General features: G+C 65.9%; 14 protein-coding genes and 1 tRNA gene. 7 read left to right on the plus strand and 8 right to left on the minus strand.

What is annotated here, in order from left to right; all coding sequences use genetic code 11:
• The first annotated feature begins 52 nt into the window (after window positions 1-52).
• The 3 genes from IOC82_RS16290 to IOC82_RS16300 all read left to right on the plus strand — a co-directional run bounded on the left by IOC82_RS16290 (window position 53) and on the right by IOC82_RS16300 (window position 4619).
• A complete protein-coding gene (locus IOC82_RS16290) occupies window positions 53-2215 on the plus strand; it encodes a S8 family serine peptidase (protein WP_290547257.1) in 2163 nt (720 codons plus the stop codon).
• Window positions 2216-2482: 267 nt separating this feature from the next.
• The gene (locus IOC82_RS16295) at window positions 2483-4195 is read left to right on the plus strand and encodes a hypothetical protein (RefSeq protein WP_290547258.1); all 1713 of its coding nucleotides are present in this window, start codon (window positions 2483-2485) and stop codon (window positions 4193-4195) included.
• 58 nt (window positions 4196-4253) lie between these two features.
• The gene (locus tag IOC82_RS16300; RefSeq protein ID WP_290547259.1) at window positions 4254-4619 is read left to right on the plus strand and encodes a hypothetical protein; all 366 of its coding nucleotides are present in this window, start codon (window positions 4254-4256) and stop codon (window positions 4617-4619) included.
• A gap of 175 nt (window positions 4620-4794) precedes the next feature.
• On the opposite strand, the gene IOC82_RS16305 is transcribed toward IOC82_RS16300, so the two are convergent.
• Together IOC82_RS16305 and IOC82_RS16310 are read right to left on the minus strand one after the other, a co-directional pair.
• A complete protein-coding gene (locus tag IOC82_RS16305; protein ID WP_290547260.1) occupies window positions 4795-6015 on the minus strand; it encodes an HlyD family secretion protein in 1221 nt (406 codons plus the stop codon).
• Window positions 6015-6449: a hypothetical protein gene (locus IOC82_RS16310; protein ID WP_290547261.1), complete on the minus strand. Its 435-nt coding sequence runs from the start codon at window positions 6447-6449 to the stop codon at window positions 6015-6017. Before IOC82_RS16310 ends, IOC82_RS16305 begins: the two co-directional genes overlap by 1 nt.
• A 312-nt stretch (window positions 6450-6761) precedes the next feature.
• On the opposite strand from IOC82_RS16310, the gene IOC82_RS16315 reads away from it, so the two are divergent.
• From IOC82_RS16315 to cax, 4 genes are all read left to right on the plus strand, one after another.
• Entirely contained in the window at window positions 6762-9488 is a 2727-nt protein-coding gene (locus tag IOC82_RS16315; protein WP_290547262.1) for a decarboxylase, read from the plus strand.
• A gap of 18 nt (window positions 9489-9506) precedes the next feature.
• On the plus strand, window positions 9507-11207 hold the full coding sequence (locus tag IOC82_RS16320; protein ID WP_290547263.1) for a transporter: 1701 nt from the start codon (window positions 9507-9509) through the stop codon (window positions 11205-11207).
• An 87-nt stretch (window positions 11208-11294) separates the two neighbouring features.
• Window positions 11295-12518: a sodium/glutamate symporter gene (locus IOC82_RS16325; RefSeq protein WP_290547264.1), complete on the plus strand. Its 1224-nt coding sequence runs from the start codon at window positions 11295-11297 to the stop codon at window positions 12516-12518.
• A gap of 8 nt (window positions 12519-12526) precedes the next feature.
• The gene (cax, locus tag IOC82_RS16330) at window positions 12527-13639 is read left to right on the plus strand and encodes a calcium/proton exchanger (protein ID WP_366935693.1); all 1113 of its coding nucleotides are present in this window, start codon (window positions 12527-12529) and stop codon (window positions 13637-13639) included.
• 10 nt (window positions 13640-13649) lie between these two features.
• Here the strand turns inward: cax and ppk2 are convergent, their stop codons facing one another.
• From ppk2 to leuA, 6 genes are all read right to left on the minus strand, one after another.
• Complete coding sequence (ppk2, locus tag IOC82_RS16335) at window positions 13650-14423, minus strand: polyphosphate kinase 2 (protein WP_290547270.1); 774 nt, start codon at window positions 14421-14423, stop codon at window positions 13650-13652.
• A gap of 143 nt (window positions 14424-14566) precedes the next feature.
• Window positions 14567-16294 (minus strand): SulP family inorganic anion transporter, encoded by a 1728-nt coding sequence (locus IOC82_RS16340; RefSeq protein ID WP_290547265.1) that lies wholly within the window; start codon window positions 16292-16294, stop codon window positions 14567-14569.
• A gap of 50 nt (window positions 16295-16344) precedes the next feature.
• Entirely contained in the window at window positions 16345-16797 is a 453-nt protein-coding gene (locus tag IOC82_RS16345; protein WP_290547266.1) for a hypothetical protein, read from the minus strand.
• 268 nt (window positions 16798-17065) lie between these two features.
• On the minus strand, window positions 17066-18652 hold the full coding sequence (locus IOC82_RS16350) for a hypothetical protein (protein WP_290547267.1): 1587 nt from the start codon (window positions 18650-18652) through the stop codon (window positions 17066-17068).
• 499 nt (window positions 18653-19151) lie between these two features.
• Window positions 19152-19227, minus strand: a tRNA-Lys gene (locus tag IOC82_RS16355).
• 73 nt (window positions 19228-19300) lie between these two features.
• The gene (gene leuA, locus IOC82_RS16360) at window positions 19301-20971 is read right to left on the minus strand and encodes a 2-isopropylmalate synthase (RefSeq protein WP_290547268.1); all 1671 of its coding nucleotides are present in this window, start codon (window positions 20969-20971) and stop codon (window positions 19301-19303) included.
• Between the last annotated feature and the right edge of the window lie 306 nt (window positions 20972-21277).

Genomic DNA, 21277 nt, shown 5'->3' on the forward strand with positions numbered 1-21277 from the left:
CGTGCGGCCTGTCCGCGTGATGCTCCGGGAAACGCAACCTGAGGAGGCTGCAATGCGTTCGATGTTTTCGTTGCTGTTCGGTCTGTTTCTCGCCGTGGCCTCCGCAGAGGCGGGCGAGCGCGTGCTGCTGGCGCCGCCGGGGCTGAAGGCGACGCTTGACGCAACGCCCGGTGCGGCCGCCGGGCTGCAGGCGCTGCGCGCCAAAGCGGCCTCCGGGGGCAAGGTGCGGGTGATCGTCGGGCTTAGGGTTCCTTTCGCTCCCGAGGGAATGCTTTCCCCCGGCGAGCAGGAGGCCCAGCGCCGCGACATCGCCTCATCGGGGGAGAGCCTTCGCCGCCGCTTCGCCGCGGCCATCGCCCGCGGCCCCGATTCAGTGAAAAGCTATTCCGCCATCCCCTTCCTCGCCATGCAGGTGACGGCGGCCGAGCTGGAGAGGCTGGCGTCCGATCCTGAGGTCGTCAGCCTCGACGAGGACCAGGCCAATTCCCCGCAACTGGCGCAGTCCGGCCCTCTGGTGCGGGCGCCCGAGGCCTGGGATCTGGGCTATACCGGCAAGGGACAGACCGTCGCCATCATCGATACGGGCGTCGACAGGAAGCATCCCTTCCTGAAGGGCAAGGTGGTGGCGGAGGCCTGCTTCACCTGGGGCAGCTGCCCGGGCGGCGCTTCCGTTGTCAAGGGGCCGGGTGCGGCCCTGCCCTGCGACGGCATATCCGCTTGCGGGCACGGCACGCATGTGGGCGGGATCGCGGCCGGGCGGAACGGAAGCAGCAAAGGCGTCACGTTCTCCGGCATCGCCAAGGACGCAGACCTGATCGCCATCCAGGTGTTCAGCCGTCTCGGCCGCAGATACATCGCTTGGGACAGCGACATTCTGCTGGCCGCGGATTATGTCTACCGCCTGCGCAGCACCTATCGCATCGCCGCCTTGAACATCAGCCTCGGCCGTGGCGCCTATTCGGGCACGTGCGACACGGTGAGCCGGGCCACCACGTCCATGTTCGCGACGCTGAACAGCGCCGGTATTGCCGTTATCTTGTCCAGCGGCAACGATGGGAAAACGAATGCCATCACATTTCCCGCCTGCATCTCCACCGCGGTGAGCGTGGGCTCCGTGTCGGATTCGAACTGGGGACTGTGCTGGGGAAAGCCTTCCGCAACCGACCAGGTGGCCTGCTATTCGAACGTATCCTCGCGCCTTTCTCTTTTGGCGCCCGGTTCGGCCATCACCTCCTCCGTTCCCGGCGGCCGCTATGAGGCGCGGCATGGCACCTCCATGGCGGCCCCGCATGTGGCCGGCGCCTGGGCCATTCTGAAATCGGCCGCGCCGCATGCGAGCGTCGGCAATGTGCTCGAGGCCCTCCGCAGCAGCGGCAAACCGGTGACCGATGACCGCTCGCCGGCGGGCGCCACCATTCCCCGCATCGACATAGCCGCCGCCCTCGGCCAGTTCCGCCCGCTGCAGATCACCCGGAACGACAAGCTGGGCACGGTGGACATCACCGCCAATGGCGTCACCACAAGCTGCGCCCAGCCCGCATGCAGCGTGCAGGTCTATCCCGGAACGCAGGTCACGCTGCTGGCGCACCCCGCCCCGCTCTCAACCCTGACGGGCTGGGGCGGCAGCAGCTGCGCGGCCGCCGGTGCCGGTCCCTGCAGCTTCGCCATGCCGAATGGCGCCGCGTCCGCGCAGGCGCTGTTCGATGGCCCGGTGAGCGTTGTCAGCTACAGCCGTGCGGGAGCGGGCGACGGATCGGTCCATATGGCCACCACCACGGGCGATTATGATTGCAGCGCCGATTGCACCGTGAAGGCGGGCGTCGACACGCAGGTGACAGTGACGGCGAACCCCGCGCCAGGTTGGCGCCTCGGAGGCTGGTCAGGCAGCTGCACGGGCAGTGGCGCCTGCAGCTTCTCCGCCCCGGCGGCGGGGACCGCACTCACCGCCACCTTCGTTCCCGGCCATGTGCTGAACTACGTCAAGGCTGGAACGGGCAGCGGCACGGTCTCCTTCACGCCATCCGCCGATGGCGCCAGCAGCTGCAGCGGCAACTGCACGCTGGGCTACGACCCCGGCGCCGTTGTCACCCTCGCCGCCAAGGCGGCGAAGGGCAGCCTCTTCAGGGGCTGGTCCGGCGCGTGCACCGGCCGGAGGACCTGTGCCGTCACCATGTCGGAAGCCCGCGCCGTGACCGCAACCTTCAACGCCCGATGAGGAAGCGGCGCCATCGTGCCGCGCATGTTGTATCCAACAGCGGGGAAGACCTTGGCGCCGGATTTCGATCTGCATCTGCATCGGGTGTAGCCGGGGCGGGCCACCGTGGGCCGGCAGCCGGGTTATGCGGTCTTGATGGCTTGCGGGTGTAATGGGTTTAGCAGCAATTGGGCGCAGGGTGCGACGGCATGATTGATGACCACCCTCCTTGCAATTTGCGCGGCGTCTGTGCATCCTGAACCGGCAACGCGTGGCCGAGGGGTGCGCATGGATGAAGCCTGCCTGGAAAAGCTGGCCGGCATTCTGATCGGGGTGTCGGTGGCGGGCGCGGCGGCGGCGGGCACGGGGTTGCTTCCGGGCCTGACCGAGGTCGGCACCGGCGCGGCGGGCCTGTGGCTGCGGCTGACCGGCCAACGCCGCCGCAATGCCGATGCGGTGCTGGACAAGCTCACGCAGACCATAAGGCAGGAATGGCAGGCTTGGGGGCAAACCGCCTCCTTCGCCGATGACGGGCTGCGCGCTTCTGTCGTCAAGAGCTTCGAAGAGGTGATCCCGCGCTGCACCATTCCCGCTGCAAGTGTGGTGGCTGCCAGGCTGGACGCGGACGCCGTGGCGGACCTGGTGCTGGCGCAGGCCGAAGTCGCCCTGCCGCAGGTCTATGCCGACAGGAACCCGCGCAATACCGAGGCGCACCATGCCCGGCTGTTCCTGCGCGACGTCACCCGCCGCGCCTATGCGGCCCTGCTGGCCGAACCCGGCTATATCGACACCATCGCCCCCGAGCTGTGGCGCGGGGTGCTGGACGGGATCGGGCGGATCGAGGATACCACAGGGCGGATCGATGCCACCACGCAGGAAACCGCAGAACAGCTTCGCCACCTGACCGAGATGGTTGCCCATTTGACACGGGCCACCGCCGCCCGTGCCAGCGGCATCACCGATGACGCGCTGATCGACCTTGCGCGGCGCATTGCCGCCGATGTGGCTGATCCTGCCACCGCCTTCCGCGAACTGGAAAACGCTGTCGAGATCGCCATCCGGGTACAGGCCGAAGGGCGGCAGAGATCGAACCTTGGCAATTTCGTGGATGAGGTGCTGCGGCGGGTCGCCGCCCTGTCGGCCAAAGGGCAGTATGACAGCGCCGCCGATGAAATCGACGCGGCCCTCGAACAAGAACAGGCCGAATCCACCGCCCGCCGCCTCCGCCTGCTCGACGCAGGGCTTAAGCAGGACATCCTGCGCCGTGACCCGGAATCCGCCGCCCGCCGTCTGGTGCAGAGGGCCGATCTGGAGGCGGGGGGTGCTGCCGACATCGCAACGCTCCGGGCGCTGCGGCGCGAATGGTATGATCGTGGCCTCGACGCGCAACTCAAGTTCGACGAGTCTGACGAGATCGAACCTTGGAATATCAACGGCCTTCATATCGCCATCAACCTTTCCGTCATCACCTTGGCAAGGACAGATGCGATGGATGATCGCGGCGCGGTCCTCAACGACCTCGGTGTTGCTCTACACACCCTCGCGTCACACGTGACTCAGAATGATAAGAATAAGCTGCTGGAAGAGGCCGTTACCGCCTATCGCGCAGCGCTGACGGAATTGAAACAAGACGCGGTGCCGCTTAACTGGGCCATGACCCAGAATGGCCTCGGGAATGCCCTTATGACTCTGTCCAGCGGGACCGATATGACGCGGCTTAAAGAAGCCGTCGGCGCCTATCGAGCCGCCCTGACGGTGCTCACGCAAGACCGGGAGCCGCTGAACCGGGCCGATACACTTGGGAATGAAGCTCGCGCCCGGCTCGCCCTCGCCTTACGTGCCGGGGAATCAGCGAACGCGCGCCAATCGCTTGACCAACTGAAGCTAGTCGAGTCTACCCTACGCAGCGGTGGGGACATTCGTCGGGCGAATCTGCATGCGGTGACCATCCTCTTTGCCCAGACACTCGTCGCCGACCTCATGTCGGGCAGGCAACCCTGAGCGGTGGCCAGACCGTTGCGGCCTATCGCGCAGCGCTGACGGAACGCAGGCAAGACCGGTGCCCCTGCAGCGGGCCGGGACGCAGTACAACCTTGGCACTGCTCTTGCGATCCGCGGGCAGCGCGAGGCCAGAACTGCGCGGCTGGAACAGGCGGTGGAGGCCTATCGCGCCGCGCTTTCGGAATGGACGCATGACCGGGAGCCGCTGCAATGGGCCGGGGTGCTGGGGAATGAAGGGATGGCTCTGCTGACCCTCGCCGAACGCACCGAAGACCCGGCGCAGGCGCGGCAGGCGCTGGAACAATTGACGCTGGCCGAAGCGACGCTGCGCCGTAGCGGGCACATTCCCTGGGCTGATTACTATGCCGGCCAGATCCCCGCTGCCCGGGAACTGGTGGACCGGCTTTCCGCCGGGCCTCCCTGACCGGCGGATCGTCGCGACGGACTGTTTCGGTTGCGGGACGCTTGACCTGTTGTTGCGGCACGAAACCTTGCTTCCGGACAGCGGACCCCGCACGTTCAGCGGAGCGCCTGCTGCTTACGCCCCTGGCGCCAGGCGCGACGCTGGCAAGCGACCCCGCCGCCGCAACCGAGGTGAGTCAGTGCCCCTTGAGGACAAGCGTCCGGACCGGGATGAACAGTGCCTGTGCGCGCAGGATCATGGCGTGAACCAGCGCAATGGCGTCAACGGCATGCATGCCGAAGCGTTGCAGCATTCCGAGGTCCGGATTCTGCAGCTCGGCGTGAAAACTCGTGTAGGCGTTGACGATGCAGTTGCTGCCCGGCGTCATGCCGTCAAGTCCGCCCTCGTAGATTGGCTCCAGGGTGGCCAGAATTGTGCCGGGCTGGGCGATTTCCGCCACATCGACAAGCTGTTCGCCAGCCCGCAACTGGCCCGATGCGATGTAGCCCTGAACCCCCGTCACGACGAGCGGAATGATCTGCAGGGGTTTCGCCACACAGGTGGCCTCGGCCGCCATTCCCGGCTTCAGGACGCCGGCTTCGATCTGGTTGAACCCCGCCTGGATGCGGCGCGGGCCTTCGCCCGCGGGTATCAGGATGCCGGCCGGGCGCAGAACGGGATTCACGATGTCGCCGGCCTGCAGGACGAACTGCTCCAGCTGGCCGTCGACCCCGGCATAGATGGTCTTCTTCGCCAGTTCCACCTCGGCCTGCTTCAGCGCGGCCCGGGCACTGGCCTTTTCCGCGGGCAGCAGGGTGCCGACCCGGATCTCGGCCGCGCTCTGCGTGGCCCGGGCGGAGGCCAGCGTACCCTCGGCGCCCGTCAATGCGGTTTGCAGCCGTTCGAGTTCGCGCGGCGACACGGTGCCGGAATTGCGGTCGAACAGCTCCTGCTTCACCCTCAGCTCGTCGGAAATCTGCTTCAGGGCATTTTCCGCAAGCTGCACCTGGCCGATCGCAACCTCGATGTCGGCCCGCGCCATGACGATCCGCGCGTCGATTTCCGCGCTGCGCCGCCTGGCCAGTTCGAGGGCTGCCTGCTGTTCCGTGCTGTCGAGCTTGAAGAGGATCTGCCCCATCGTCACGCGCTCGCGCGGCTTCACGAAAATCTCCGTGACGCGGCCCACCGACTCCGTCAGCACCGGAATGGTGCGGAACACCGATGTGGCGCTGGTGGTGGCCGGATGAAAGAAGAACACCGTGGTGATCAGAAGCGTGGTGAGGATCAGGCAGCCGGTGATTCCCCAGCGCAGCTCGTACCACACCGAGAAAAAAGTGATCTTCCTGCCCTGGACGAAGCGGCGGACGAGATAATCCGGCAGGATGGTGAGGAGCGAGCAAAGCGTGATTTCAAGCATCAGCCATGCTCCGGGGGAGTGGTGGCAGGCACGCCCCGGTCAAGGGCGGCGGCGGCCGGGGTTTCGGACTGACCGGCCTCGCCGGGGATGCCGGCGATCTTTTCCACCGCGCGGGCGATGCGCCGCTGCGGTCCGATGAAATCCGGGAGATCGATCATGGCGAGGACGAGGCCGATGATCCAGAAGATGTGCATGTGCGTGAACAGGGAGACGAGGCCGAGAACCGCAACGACCTCGAACTGCAGCTTGCGGTGCCCCATGCGCTCCGGCAGCGAATGCAGCCAAAAGAAGCCGACGCCAAGCAGCACGACGATCAGCATGACCAGCAGGGTGGTGATCACGTAGAGCACGTCCGTGTCGCCCGGCGCCGTGAGGAACCACGGCAGGACGTGCGGGGCGAGCGGATTAACCGGTATCGTTGTGGATGCGGACATGAAGGGCGGCCCCTTTCGCTTGGGATCACTCACCGCGCGCTCTGTCTCAAGGGCGGCACTGCCCTGGCGGCGGAAAGAGATGCACAGACCCTGTGCCGAAGCCGCTGCGGCGTCAACCGTCCGGACGCATGCCATTGATGCAGTTACTGTAATATACGCGTAGTTACGCCTCTTGAAGGTCACGCCCGATAGCTCCCGGCGGTGCGGCGGTGTATGCTGCCGGGTGTGCAGGCGCGGCGTGAGCGATATGGGCCGTTCGCCGCGAAGACCCGGTCGGATCGCCGGGCCGCATCGCCGACAGGAGAAAACTTCATGGCAGCCATGGCAGACAAGAACCAAATCGACCGCTTTCTGATGTTGCACTCCGCCCGTTCCGATCAGTGGCGGGAAGTGCTGACGGCCGCCCAGAACTGGGCCGCGGGACAGGGCGATCGGGCCACGGTAGTGGCGGAGCTTTCAGATGTCGCGCTGATCGAGGAGTTGCACGCCTATCCGGGCGTCCGGCTGATGAGCCGCCTGCGGGAGCGGATCGCCGAGGGCGAGGCCGATGCCGTGGTGTCCATGGTGCGGCGCATCTCGGATGCCATCCTGACCGGGGCCTTCGCGCAGCAGACAGATGGCGGCGCCGCGACGGACGGCGACGACGGCTTGCCGGAGGTGTTGCCGAGCGTGCTGTCGGGCCGGGACGCGCACCGCCCCTATTTCGAGGTCTTGCTCGTGACGCCCCAGCCCGCCTCGCGCTGGGCTGCCATGGCGGCCGAGTTCCGCCGGCTGCGCCGGCCCGAGGACCAGTTCGTCTATGAACCCGTCATCGTGGGCAGCTTCGAGGACGCGCTGTGCGCGGTGCTCGTCAACGCCTCCATCCAGGCGGTGATCGCGGCGGAGGGCTTCGCACTCCGCTCCGAGCATGACGCACCCATCCTGCGCACCATTCTGGACAGCGCGCTGGGCAAAATGGAGCCGAGCTCGTCCGCCCTGACGCTCGCCGCGCTCATTAAGAAGATCCGGCCGGAGCTGGACCTCTATGTCACCTCCGACCGGGACATCGAAACGCTCGCCGCCTCGCCGCGGTCGTCCTGCGTGCGGCGCATCTTCTATGCCGTGGAGGAGGTGCTGGAGCTGCACCTTGCCATTCTGGAGGGCGTGGCGGCGCGCTACGAAACGCCGTTCTTCGACAATCTGAAGCGTTATGCCCAACGCCCCATCGGCACATTTCACGCCTTGCCCATCGCGCGCGGAAAGTCGGTTTTCCGGTCGAACTGGATACGGGACATGGGCGAGTTCTATGGCATCAACCTGTTCCTCGCCGAGAGCAGCGCCACCACGGGCGGGCTCGACAGCCTGCTGGAGCCCACCGGAAACATCAAGAAAGCGCAGGACATGGCGGCGCGGGCCTTCGGCGCCGACCATGTGTTCTTCGTCACCAACGGCACCTCGACCAGCAACAAGATGGTGGTGCAGGCGCTGGTCGCACCCGGCGACATCGTGATCGTCGACCGCAACTGTCACAAATCGCACCATTACGGCCTCGTCCTCACTGGCGGCCAGCCGATTTACGCCGAGGCCTATCCGCTCACCCAATATTCGATGTATGGCGCGGTGCCGCTGAAGGCCATCAAGGACGCGCTGCTCAAGCTGAAGGAGGAAGGCCGCCTCGGCCGGCTGCGCCTTCTCGACCTCACCAACTGCACCTTCGACGGCCACATGTACAACACCCGGCGGGTGATGGAGGAATGCCTGGCGATCAAGCCCGACCTCATCTTCCTGTGGGACGAGGCGTGGTCCGGCTTCGCGCATTGGTCGCCCTTCCTCAGGCCGCGCACGGCGATGGGCGCGGCGGCGGCCATCGAGGAGTGGCTCGCGGAGCCAACCTCCGTCGAGGCCTACGAGGCGCAGCAGAAGGAACTTGGCGCGAAGCCCAGCCGACAGAAACTCATGGAGACGCGGTTGATCCCCGACCCGCGCAAGGTGCGGCTGCGCGTTTACCAGACCAACTCCACCCATAAGTCCATGTCGGCGATCCGCCAGGGCTCGATGGTGCTGGTGAAGGATGTCGACTATCGCAAGGTCGAGAGCCAATTCCACGAGGCGGTCTTCACCCATGCGTCCACCAGCCCCAACCAGCAGCTGATCGCCAGCCTGGACGTGGCGCGGCGGCAGATGGAACTGGAAGGCTATGGCCTCGTGATGAACGCCATCTCCATCGCGCTGCGCATCCGGCAGGCGGTGAACAGCCACCCGGTCATCTCGAAGTATTTCCGCATCCTCGGGGCCGATGCGCTGATCCCGGCGGAGTTCCGGCAGTCCGGCTTCAAGGATTACCTCGCCGAGGGCGTGAACTGGGGCGACGTGGTGAAGGCGATGCGCGAGGACGAGTTCTACCTCGACCCCACGCGCATGACGCTGGTCTGCGGCGATGCCGGCTTCGACGGCACCCAGTTCAAGGGCCTGCTCGCCAGCCGCTTCGACATCCAGGTCAACAAGACCTCGCGCAATTCGGTGCTGCTGCAGTCCAACATCAACAACACGCGCAGCGACGTGGCGCACCTGCTGCGCGTGCTGCTGGAAATCTGCGGCGAAATAGAGGAAGGCCTGCGCAACGGCGGCGAAGGCGCCCGCAAGGCCTTTGCGGCGCGCACCAAGTCGCTGATGCACGACGTGCCGGACCTGCCGAACTTCAGCCACTTCCACGACGCCTTCCGCAAGGATGCCGGAAAGCTGACGCCCGAGGGCGACATGCGCACCGCCTTCTTCATGGCTTATGACGAAAGCGCCTGCGAATACGTGCCGCTCAACGGCCCGGAGACCGACAAGCGCCTTGCAGGCGGGCCCGACCTCGTCTCCGCCAACTTCGTCATCCCCTACCCGCCGGGCTTCCCGATCATGGTGCCCGGCCAGGTGCTGACGAAGGAGACCATCGACTTCATGCGCAAGCTCGATGTGAAGGAGATCCACGGTTACGAGGCCGCGCGGGGCCTGAAGCTTATCAAGCCGGACGCGCTCCCGGGCCCGCGCGGCGGCAAGACGGCCCAGGCCTGAGCGAAGGGGAGACTGATCATGGCTGCTTTCTTCGAGTTTCTGGGGGCGAACCCCTTCATCCTGCTGTTCCTCACCGTGGGCCTCGCCGTGTGGCTGGGCCGCGTCACGGTGGGCGGCTACGGCTTGGGCATGGTGGCGGCGGCGATCGTCGTCGGCTGCGGCCTTGCGGTGTGGGGCTCGGCCTATGGCGTGAAGCTGGAGCTGAACAACTTCACCAAGTCGATGTTCTACTACCTCTTCATGTATGGGGTGGGGCTGCGCGTGGGTCCGTCCTTCGTCAACAGCCTCGGCGGCGACGGGCTGAAGTTCAGCCTCCTCGCCATCGTCAGCTGCGTCATCGGCCTTGCTCTCGTGGTGCTGGGCGTGCGCTTCCTGGAATTGCCCCCCGGCACCGCCGGCGGCATCCTCGCGGGCTCGCAAACCATGTCGGCGGCCATCGGCTCCGCCGAGGAGGCGGTGAATGCCGGTGTCGTCACCCTGCCCGATGGCACAACGAAGGAGCAGGTCAGCTCGATGATCGCGCTGTCCTATGGCATCACCTATATCTGGGGCACGGTAGGCATCATCCTGATCACCAAGTACCTGCCGAAATGGTGGGGCCTGGACGCCGCAAAGGCCGCCAAGGAATACGAGACCGAATATGGCGTGACGAGCGGCGACGTGCCCACCCTCTCCGGCTGGACCGCGGCAGCACTCCGGGCCTACCGGCTTGAGAACAGCGAATGGGTTGGCAAACCGGTCTCCGATCTGCTGCGCAGCCACCCGGAGTACAAGGTGGTCAACGTGGTGCGGAACGGCGAGCGTCTGGAGGCGAAGCCGGACCTGCGCCTTGCCCTCGATGACATCATCGCGCTGGGTGGCCGGCGCGAGAAGATGACGGAAAAGATGGGCCTGATCGGACCGGAAGTGTCCGACCGACTCGCCCTCGACGTGCCGCTCGACACGGCCGAAATTCTGGTCGTCAACAAGGACATGCTGAAGCTGTCGCAGGCCGAGCTGCGTGCCCTGCCGGGCGCGGACCAGGTCCAGGTCACCAGGCTGGAGCGCGGCGGCGTGCCGGTTCCGATCGGCACCAACACCAAGCTGCAGCGCATGGACATCCTCACCGTCGTTGGCCTCAAGGACGCGGTGAACGGCATCGGCAACATGTTCGGCCGCGTGGTGCGCCCGAGTGCGGCAACCGATCTTCTGACGCTTTCGATGGGCATGATCCTCGGCTTCCTGATCGGCGCCATCCAGTTCCCGGCATTCGGCGCTTCGGTGGGCCTCGGCAATGCGGGCGGCCTGCTGGTGTCGGGTGTCATCGTATCCTCGCTGGTGTCGCGGCTGCGCTTCTTCGGCAACACGCCGAATGCGGCGCGCAACATCCTCGAGGACCTGGGCCTCGTCGTCTTCGTGGCGATCGTCGGCATCAACTCCGGCAATGCGCTGCTCACTCAGCTCACCGGCGCGCTGGCGGTGAAGATCTTCGTGATCGGCTTCATCGCCTGCTCGATCCCGCCGTTCATTGTGTGGATGCTCGGCCTCTATGTGTTCAAGATGAACCCGGCGGTGCTGATGGGTGGCGTTGCCGGCGCCCGCAGCCACTCCGGCCCCTGCCGCGAGGCGGCGGTGGAGATCAAAAGCAACGTGCCGTGGATCGGCTTCCCCGTCGCCTATGCCGTGTCCGGCGTGCTGCTCACGGTGTTCGGTTACTTCGCCATGGTGCTGGGCCAGTAGGCCCCGCGCCGCCCCCGCGGCCCGGCGGGCCCTCCCCCGCCTGCCGGGCCGGTTGACCAGTGACTGTCAGCAGCCGCGATGGACGCCATGCAACGCTTCGAACTCGATGAACTGTCCACCCTCCTGATCGGCATCATCGCCCTCTTCGCCGGACGCTGGATCAGGCGGTCTGTTCCCTTCCTGAGCCGCATCGACATGCCCAATGCCGTGGTTGGCGCCATGGCGGTGGCGGTCGCCGTGCTGCTGCTGCAGGTGTTCCTGCATTTCGACGTGGTCTTCGGCGCGCGCACCAAGGATGCTCTGCTGCTGATCTTCTTCACCTCCATCGGCCTCTCGGCCAAGCTGTCCGCCCTTAAGAAGGGCGGCATTCCGCTGGTGATACTCTGCGCCGTCACCGTTGTGGCGCTTGTCGCACAAAACCTGTCGGGCGCGGTGCTGGCGAGCCTGTGGGGCGCCCACCCGGCCTATGGCGTGCTGGCGGGTTCGCTGTCCTTCGTCGGCGGGCCCGGCACGGCCATGGCCTGGGCCAGGGAACTGGAGTCACAGGGGCTGGCCCATGCCCAGGTGGTCGCCGTGGGCGCGTCGACACTCGCGGTGATTTCCGGGGCCCTGGTAGCGGGGCCGGTAACGGGCTGGATCGTCAGGCGCCACAAGCTCCATAGCACCGAGGGCGCGCCGACAGACCTTACCTTCATTGCGCCTCCTCCGAAGGAAGAGGCGAAGCCCGGCGACACGCAGATCGAGGCGCTTCTCTCTACCGTCTTCGTATTGGCGCTCTGCGTCCTGCTGGGCGAGAAGCTCAACGGCATTGCGCGCGGCGCCGGCATCGTGCTGCCCGGCTTCCTCTCGGCCATGATCGCCGGCGTGGCGGTGACCAACATCGCCGACGCCTTCAAGTACAAGCTCGACTTCGCGCCCATCGAGCGGGGCGGCGCGCTGGCGCTGCAACTGTTTCTCGTCATGGCCTTGATGTCGACGCCGCTGATCTCGGTCGCGGCCATTATCGTGCCGCTGGCGCTCAACGTCATCGTTCAGGTCATCGTCACGGTGGCGATCGCCTATCTCGTGCTGTTCCGGCTGCTCGGCAGCGACTATGACGCAGCGGTCACCTCGGGCGGCTTCCTCGGTTTCGGCCTGTCCTCCATGCCGGTCGCCATGGCCACGATGGACGAGGTGGGCCACCGCTATGGCCCCTCGCCAAAGGCCTTCCTGCTGATCACCCTGGCAGGTTCGTTCTTCGTCGATCTCGCCAATGCCTTCGTGGCGAAGGGCATGCTCTCCCTTCCCTTCTTCGGGACCGGTGGTGGCTGAGGCCGGTCATGCGGGTATCGACAACGAAAGTGGATGCGATGCACGCGGTGGTCAGCGCCATCATGGAGCGCAAGGTCCTGTGGCTCTTGGCCGTGGTGCCGGTTCTGCTGGTCCTGGCGCCCATCATGCCGGAGGCCTCGAGCCTGCTCTTCATTCTTTCGGTTCTGGCGATCGTCCCGCTCGCCGCCCTCCTCAGCCTCGCGACCGGACAGGTGGCGGCGCGCACCGGCCATGCCATCGGCGGCCTGCTGAACGCGACCCTTGGCAACCTCACCGGGCTGATTATCGGGCTCGCCGCGCTGCGGGCCGGGGAATATCTGCTGGTAAAGGCATCGCTGGCTGGCGCCATCGTCGCCAACACGCTGTTCATGACGGGCGCGGCCTTCCTTCTGGGCGGGGTCAAACACCAGGTGCTGTCGTTCAACAACGCCAGCACGCGGCTGCAGATGGGCTTGCTCTTCCCCGCCGCCTTCGCCCTTATGGCGCCATCGGCGCTGGCCGGCATGGACTCACAGGCCCTGCCGCAATCGCTGAGCCTGACCATCGCCATCATCCTGCTCGTCAGCTATGGCTTCAGCCTCGTCTTCACGCTGGGAACCCACGCCAAGGAATTCGCGGCATGCTCCGGGGGCGAGACCGGGGAACATATCTGGCCGGTCCCGGCCGGCGTGATCGTGCTGCTCGGCACGACTGTCGCGTTGGCTCTCGTCAGCGAAATCTTCGTGGGCTCGCTCGCCGGGGCGAGCGCCAGCCTCGGCCTGACCCCCGCCTTCGCCGGTTTCATCGTGGTGGCCATCGCCGGCGCCACCGCGGACATGACGGCGGCCTTCGGCGCGGCGCGCGACAACCGGCTCGACCTCAGCCTCGCCATTTCCTTCGGCAGTTCGACCCGGATCGCGCTGTTCGTGGCGCCGGTCCTGGTGCTGCTCAGCTATGCGCTGGGCCCCGAACCCATGTCGCTGCAGTTCTGGCCCGGCGCCATTGTCATGATCTTCATCGCCGCCCTCGCCGCCACACTGGCGACGGCATCGGGGCATGCGGCCTGGTTCACCGGGCTGCTGATGCTGATGATCTACGCGGCATTCGGCGCCACGCTGTTCATTCTGCCGCCAGCGCACTGACGCCCCTTTTTCAAAAGACCTCCGGCACAAAACGCCGGCCCTTCAGGCTCCCGATATCGTCATAGGCATTCTTCTTCGAGCGCTCCGGCAGCTTCACCTTGCCGTGCTTCAACTGCTCATAGGGGATGAGCTTCAGGAGCTGGGCGATGAGATTCAGCCGGCCGCGCCGCTTGTCATCCGTGCGCACGACATGCCACGGCGACTGCCCGGTATCGGTTGCCGCCAGCATGCGGTCGCGGGCGCGGGAGTAGTCGTACCAGCGGCTGTAAGATTCGAGGTCCATCGGGCTCAGCTTCCACTGCCGCAGCGGGTCTTCGATGCGGGCGTGGAAACGCTTCTCCTGCTCCTCCATGCCGACCTCCAGCCAGAACTTGATAAGCTGGATGCCGCCATCGATGATATAGTTCTCGATGCGCGGCGCGAGCTTGAGGAAGCGCTCCACCTGCTTGTCCTTGGCAAAGCCCATGACGGAGTCGACACCCGCGCGGTTGTACCAGCTGCGGTCGAAGATCACTATCTCGCCGGCTGCCGGGAAATGCTCGAAATAGCGCTGAATCAGCATCTGGCTCTTCTCGCGGTCGGAGGGGGCGGGCAGCGCCACGACGCGGAACACTCGCGGGCTCACCCGCGCCGTGATGGCCTTGATGGCGCCGCCCTTGCCCGCCGCATCGCGCCCTTCGAAGACCACGATGCAGCGGTGGCCCGTCGCCTTCAGCCAATCCTGAAGATAGCAGAGCTCGACCTGCAGCTTCTCCAGCTCGCGCTCATAATCGATGCGCTTCATGCGCTCGCCCTGACCGTTCGCCACCGCGGATTCGTCGATGGCGGCTGCCGGCGCCGCTGCGGTCTTGACGGTTGCGTTCTCCTTGCGCTTGCCGTCCTTCTTGTGTTTCTTGCCCATGCGAGATCCTTACCGTTGATGTTGCGTCAAATCGGGTTTGCGGAAGATGCGGGTTCCGGCCCGCGCGCCGCCTCGGCTTCGATGACGGAGGCGGCGTCCTCGCCCCGCGCGATGCCTCCCACCTTGTCCGCGAGCCCGTCGGCGCGCAACAGTTCGCGCACCTGGGCGCGGGCGTCGACGATGCGGAGCCGGATGTTCCGCTCAGCGAGAGCGGCGGCCAGCCGGTGCAGCATGGCGGCGCCTGCGAGGTCGATGAAGGGCGAGGCGGAGAGATCGCAAACGGCCAGCCGGAGGCCGGCCGGGGCCGGCAGCGCCACGCGCGCGAGGACCGTCTCGAGAACGGCATCGGCATTGACATAGATGAGGTTCGCTTCGGGCCGGAAGATGAGAACCCCGGGCACCTGCACGTTCTCGGGGTGGCGCGCCAGGTCGGAGTATTCGCGCGAGCCCGGAATTCGGCCGAGGAAGGCGACATGCGGACGCGAGGCGCGGACCAGCAGCATGACGGCGGAAGCAAGCGCCGCCGCCAGCACGCCATTGAGGATGCCAAGCAGCAGCACGGCGACCAGCGCCACGAGGGCGGCGAGGAAGTCGATCCTGCTGATCCGGCTCATGCGCCACAGGGCGGGAATGTCGATCAGGCCCGCGACCGCGGTGAGCACCACGGCCGCCAGCACCGCCTTGGGCAGGTTCTGCAAGAGCCCGGTGAGGAACATGAGGCACAGCGCCAGCGTCAGCGAGGCGAACAGCAGCGCGAGCGGGCTGCGCGCGCCCGCTCTGTCGTTCACGGCGGACTGCGACAGGCCGCCGGCCACCGGATAGCCCTGCCCGAGGGCGGCGGCGAGATTAGCCGCGCCGATGCCGAGAAATTCCTGCCGGGGATCGATCTCATAGCCGTGCCTCACGGCGAAGCTGCGGGCCGCCGACACGCCTTCGATATAGGCCAGCAGCAGCACACCGCCTGCCAGCGGCAGGATGCCCTCGACATCGCGGAGGCGGAGGCCGGGCCACGCAAAGGTGGGAAGGCCGGGCGGAATGAAGCCGGTGACCGGCACGCCCCGGCCGGGCAGGCCAAGCAGCGTCGCGAGAATGATCGCGGCACACACCACGGCCAGCGCCACGGGGCGCCCGGGCAGGAACCTCCCTCCGGCAACCAGTGCGCAGACCGCGAGCCCGCCCACCGCCAGCACCAGCAGGTTCGTATCGCTGAGCTGGCCCAGCAAGAGCCAGACGCGATCGAGAAAGCCGTGTCCGCCGCCAGGCACGCCCAGCAGACTTGGCAGCTGCGTCATGGCGATGGTCAGTCCGGCCCCGGCCTTGAAGCCCACCAGAATGCTGTCGCTAATCAGCTTCACCAGCACGCTGAGACGGAAAGCCCAGGCCAGCAGCGCCAGCAGCGCCACCGCCATTGCGGCGAGGCTGGCGATCTGCAGATAGCGTGAACTGTCGCCCGCGGCCATCAGCGACACCGAACTGGCAACCATGAGCGAAATGGCCGAGGTGGGCCCCACCGCCAGCTGGCGCGATGACCCGAAGAGCGCATAGCCAATGCCGCCAAGAAGATAGCCATAAACGCCGAGCTGCGGCGGCAGCCCGGCGAGCCCGGCATAGGCAAGCGACACCGGAATGGCATAGGCCGCGAGCGTTATCCCGGCCACCACATCGGCCGGCAGGCTGGAAAAGCGGTAGCCCGGAAGCCATTGCAGCGGCGGCAACACGCGGCTCAATCTGCGCTCTGGCGGCGGGGTTTGCATGGCTCAGAACTCAAGCGGCCTGCCGCCGGACGGGCGGCACGCCATGACGCTCACACCCATGACAGGCTCAGCGCCACGTCGCCGGGGACGCCATCCGGAAAATCCACGATCTCGGCCATCAGCTTGTAGCCCTTGGCGCGGAAATACTTGTTCCACAGTTGATAGATCTCCAGCGGCACGCCAGTCAGCGTGGTCTCCCAGCCCTTCTCACCCTGATTGATCGCGCGGCCGCGGTCGGTGCACAGGACGTTCGGGAAGCGATAGACCTGAACCGAGGTCATGCCCTTGTCGGTCGCCCGCTGAATCATGCGCAGGGCGCGGCGGATGCCCTCCTCGTCGGAAACACCCGATGGTTTGCTCAGCTGTTCGATGAAGGCCTGCCGCTCGGCCTCGGCCTCCTTCTGCTGGTTGAGCAGGCGCTGAGCCTCCTCCGCCTGTGACAGCGCGATCTTTTCCGCCAGGGATTTGGCGCTGGGAAGCAAGTCGTCTATCGAAACACTCATTTGCGATCTCTCCATCTATCGGCATGTACCGGCGGATATCCCCGCGCCCGGCGCCAATTTCCTCACCTGATCATGGCAACAATAGCGATGCGCCGCCCGGACAGAAGAAAGCTTATGTATGTTACGCGTCGCTACGCCGCCGGAGCGAGGTTGGCAGCGCCTCATCCGGCGATCATCCGCCAGTGGCATGACAGGCCTTGCGGCGCGCGAGGGCACCCGAGCGCCACGCTGTCACGTGGCGGATGGCGGCGGCTCGCCCCGTGGCGCTTCAGCTTACCGTGAAGCCGGCCTTGCGCAGGGCATTGATGAACTTCGCCTGATCAGCCGGGCGGGCCAGCCGCTGCGGGAGGTCCACCAGCAGCTGGTCCATCTCCCGGGGCGTGTTGTTCTTAAGCCATTCGCGGTGCCGCGCCGCCTCGTCCATGTTTCCCGCTTCGGCGAGAATCGCCGCCGCCATGATGTGATAGGCCGGGTTGTCCTCGGCATCGGCCTGCATGATGAGGCTGGCGGCGCCTGGCACGTCGCCAGCGTAGAAACGGCAAAGCGACAGGGCGGTGGTGAGATAGGCCGCCTGGCGCGCACTGCTGTTCCGCGCCGCCTGGACCAGACTGCAGCCCTCCGTCCAGTTGCCGGCGAGGGCCAGGCGATAGCCATATTCGCCCTTCAGTTCGACGTCGTTCGGGTTGAGGGCAAGGGCTCGCTTGCCCACATCGATTGCCGCATCGAAATCCTTACGGAAGAACAAGACCATCATCAGGGCCTGCTGGGCCCGGACATTGTCCGGGTCCAATTCGGTGGCGCGGCGTGCCGCGTCATAGGCACGCTCGAGCGGCGCCGGCGCGGCAGCCTGTGGCGGCGCAAAACGAAAGCGGTGCTCGTCGATGTCAACAAGCGACAGCAGCGCCCAGGCCGTTGCGTAATCGGCATGCTCCGCCACCGCCCGCTCCAGGCAGGCGCGCACGTCGGGGAACTTCAGCGCCGACGATGTCACCCGATAGGCATAGGCGCTTAGCGTGCAGAGATAGGCATTCATACTGTCCGGCGGCGCATCCCGCAGCTGGCGGCTCTCCGCCTCGAACACGATGCCGCTCGGCCCGGCGATGCGCGCTGCGATCTCGTCCGCCACCCGAAGCTCGACGCCGAAGAGCTGCTGTGGCTGCGGCGGCACATTGAAGCTGTCCGCCCAGATCACGCGGCCATCCATGCGGTCGGCGAGCCGGGCCTGGACCACCAGCTGACTGCCACTCTCGCGCAGCGTGCCGCCAAACTCATAGCGCGCGACAGAAGTTGGCACCTGGGCATTACCGCTGCCGCCGGGGATCACCGCAAGTTCCTTGAAGCGCGCGGTCCTCTCGATGATCCGCTCGGTGAGACCCTGGGCAAAGACCGCCGAGTCGCCGCTGTGGCTGAGGTCGGCCAGCGGCTTCACCAGAAGGCCCGGCGTCATCAGCGCGGCACGCGGAGGAACTTGTCTCTGCGCTGCAGTGAAGACGCCGAAGGCCAGCAGCCCGAGAAGCAGCAGGGAAAGACCGGCCAGAGCCCGGCGCCCGCCAGCGCCCCACGGCGCCAATGTCCAGGCAGCCCCCGGCACGGCAGCATTCGGCGCCTCTGCGGTGCGGCCCGCAGCCCGTGGCAAAAAACGCGGAACGTAACCGCCCTTTGGGATATCGATGATGACGGGGTCATCCGCGCCGTCCGTGAGATAATAATGTTCCAGGTCGCGGCGAAGCCTGGCCGCCTCGATGCGGACGATGGGGTCCTTCTGCGGATCGAAGCTTTCGGGCCGCCCGAAGACGCCGGTGCCGATGCAGTAGGCCTTGATGCGGCCGCCGCGCCCCGCGAGGGTTTCCGTCACCAGAAATGCCAGCAACCGGCGGGAGCGTTCGGTCGCGGTGAACCCGGTGCTGCCGATGATCCTGCGGAGTTCTTCACGGACCCGCTCGCCCGGGATGGGGTGCTCCCCTTGTCCACTGCCGCAAGCGGATTGGAGCAAAGAGTCCGGCGTATGAACGGTAATGGCTCCCATCTTGCAATTATACTCATATCGAGCCGGTCAGGCGCAATAAATCTAACGCTGCAATTGGATATTCTCCGGTTGTGGCATGCGCCTTGACGCGTGTCATTCGCCCAGGCCCGCAGGCGGGTCGTGTCCCCGGGCGTGGTGTAGGTTCTGAAGGTGAGGCCCCTCGCCCGGCGCCGGGCAGGTCGCCGCGCGCCGCACATTCATTCCGGCAATGGCTCTGGACATCCGCAAGGAGGATTGAGAGATGCGCGTGAGAGAAAATGTTTCCCCCAAGTTTCTCCCGCGTTCCGCGTATGCTCTTATGGATGGATTCTTAAGTCTTTGATTTCCTTGGTGGGCGATGAAGGACTCGAACCTTCGACCCGCTGATTAAGAGTCAGCTGCTCTACCACCTGAGCTAATCGCCCGCCCGTTAAGGACGTTCGGCCCCGCACAACCGGGGCCGATGGAGCGCTTAGTACATCGCCCGCCGTCCCCCGTCTAGCTCTTTTTCAACGCCCTGTTCACACCCGAAACAACCGCCTTGAGCGAGGCCACGACGATGTTCTTGTCGATGCCCACGCCGAACAGGCTGAAGCCGTCGGGGAGCCTCAGTTCCACATAGGCGATGGCCGCGGCATTGGCGCCCATGCCGATGGCGTGCTCGCGGTAATCCGCCACGTCGAAGTTCAGCCCTGATTCTTTGCGGATGGCATCGACGAAACCGTCCACCGGGCCATTGCCGTGGCCGAGGATGGTCTTGAGGTTGCCGTCGACAGTGATCTTGGCGACCACGTCCTGCTCCGTCTGGTCCGCGGTTGCCGCGTGGGAGACGAAGCCGTAGCGGCCGTTGCCTTCGAGATACTCGCTCCCGAAAGCGCTCCACAGCCGGTCGGCGGCAAGCTCCACGCCTTCGCCGTCGGCGATGGCCTGCACCACCTTTGAGAACTCGATCTGCAGCCGGCGCGGCAGTTCGATGCTGTGTTCCTTCTCGAGGATATAGGCAATGCCACCCTTGCCCGACTGCGAGTTGATGCGGATCACCGCCTCGTAAGTGCGGCCCAGGTCCATCGGGTCGATCGGCAGATAGGGCACCTCCCACAGCGGCGAATTGGACGCCGCCATGGCCTTGAAGCCCTTGTTGATCGCGTCCTGGTGGGATCCCGAGAAGGCGGTGAACACCAACTCGCCCGCATAAGGATGGCGCGGATGCACCGGCAGCTGGTTGCAGTATTCCGCCATGCGCACGAGTTCGTTGATGTTCGAGCAGTCGAGGCCGGGGTCCACGCCCTGGCTGTACATGTTCATCGCCAGCGTGACGATGTCGACATTGCCGGTGCGCTCGCCATTGCCGAACAGCGTGCCTTCCACGCGGTCCGCACCCGCCAGCAGGCCGAGCTCGGTCGCGGCCACCGCACAGCCGCGGTCATTGTGCGGGTGCAGCGAGATCAGCAGGCAGTCACGCTTCCCGATGTTGCGGCAGAACCACTCGATCTGGTCGGCATGCACATTGGGGGTGGACATCTCCACCGTGGCCGGCAGGTTGAGGATCAGCTTCTTCCGCGGCGCCGGCTCGTAAGCGCCGATCACCGCCTCGCAGATGTCCCTGGCAAAGTCGAGTTCGGTGCCGGTGAAGCTTTCGGGCGAATACTCATGGCGGATCGCCTCCTCCATGCCGAATTCCCTCTCGAGCTTGCGGATCAAGGTGGCGCCCTTCACCGCGATGTCGACGATGCCGGGCTTGTCGAGCTTGAAGACCACGCGGCGCTGCAGCTCGGACGTCGAATTGTAGAGATGCACGATGGCGCTCTTCACACCTTTCAGACTCTCGAAGGTGCGGCGGATCAGCTCCTCGCGGGACTGGGTCAAGACCTGAATGGTGACGCCATCGGGGATCTTGTTCCCTTCGATCAGATAGCGCACGAAGTCGAAATCGGTCTGGGAGGCCGACGGGAAGCCCACCTCAATCTCCCTGAAGCCCATCTTGAGGAGCGCATCGAACATCCGCATCTTGCGGTCCAGCCCCATCGGCTCGATGAGGGACTGGTTGCCGTCACGGAGGTCCACCGAGCACCAGACCGGCGGGCTGGTGATGGTCTTGCTGGGCCACTGCCGGTCCGGCAACTGGACCTGCGGAAACGGGCGGTACTTCTCGCGGGGGGACATCATCATCGGAGGGTTCTTTCGGACATGCCTGGCTTAGCTGGGTTTCTGTGGTTGAGCCCCCCGAGAGCCAAGGCAAATGCCCGGCCGGCCCTCAGGGGCAGCTAAGAAGGAGGCGGCCAAGCGCGAGGCGCAGCGACGAAGCTGCTGGGGCGAACGGGATGTTCCGCGCGTTGGACATGGACCGTTCCTATAAGACAGGACTGCCGCTGGCGCAACCTCGCTTGCCGCGTTTGTCGGTAGCACACGATATGACCGGTTTAAGTAGCACACGATCTGTCCGGTAGGCTGGCCCTTTTTTGGGGGTCAGCATGA

The sequence above is a fragment of the Aestuariivirga sp. genome (genome assembly GCF_020252395.1).
Lineage (GTDB): Bacteria > Pseudomonadota > Alphaproteobacteria > Rhizobiales > Aestuariivirgaceae > Aestuariivirga.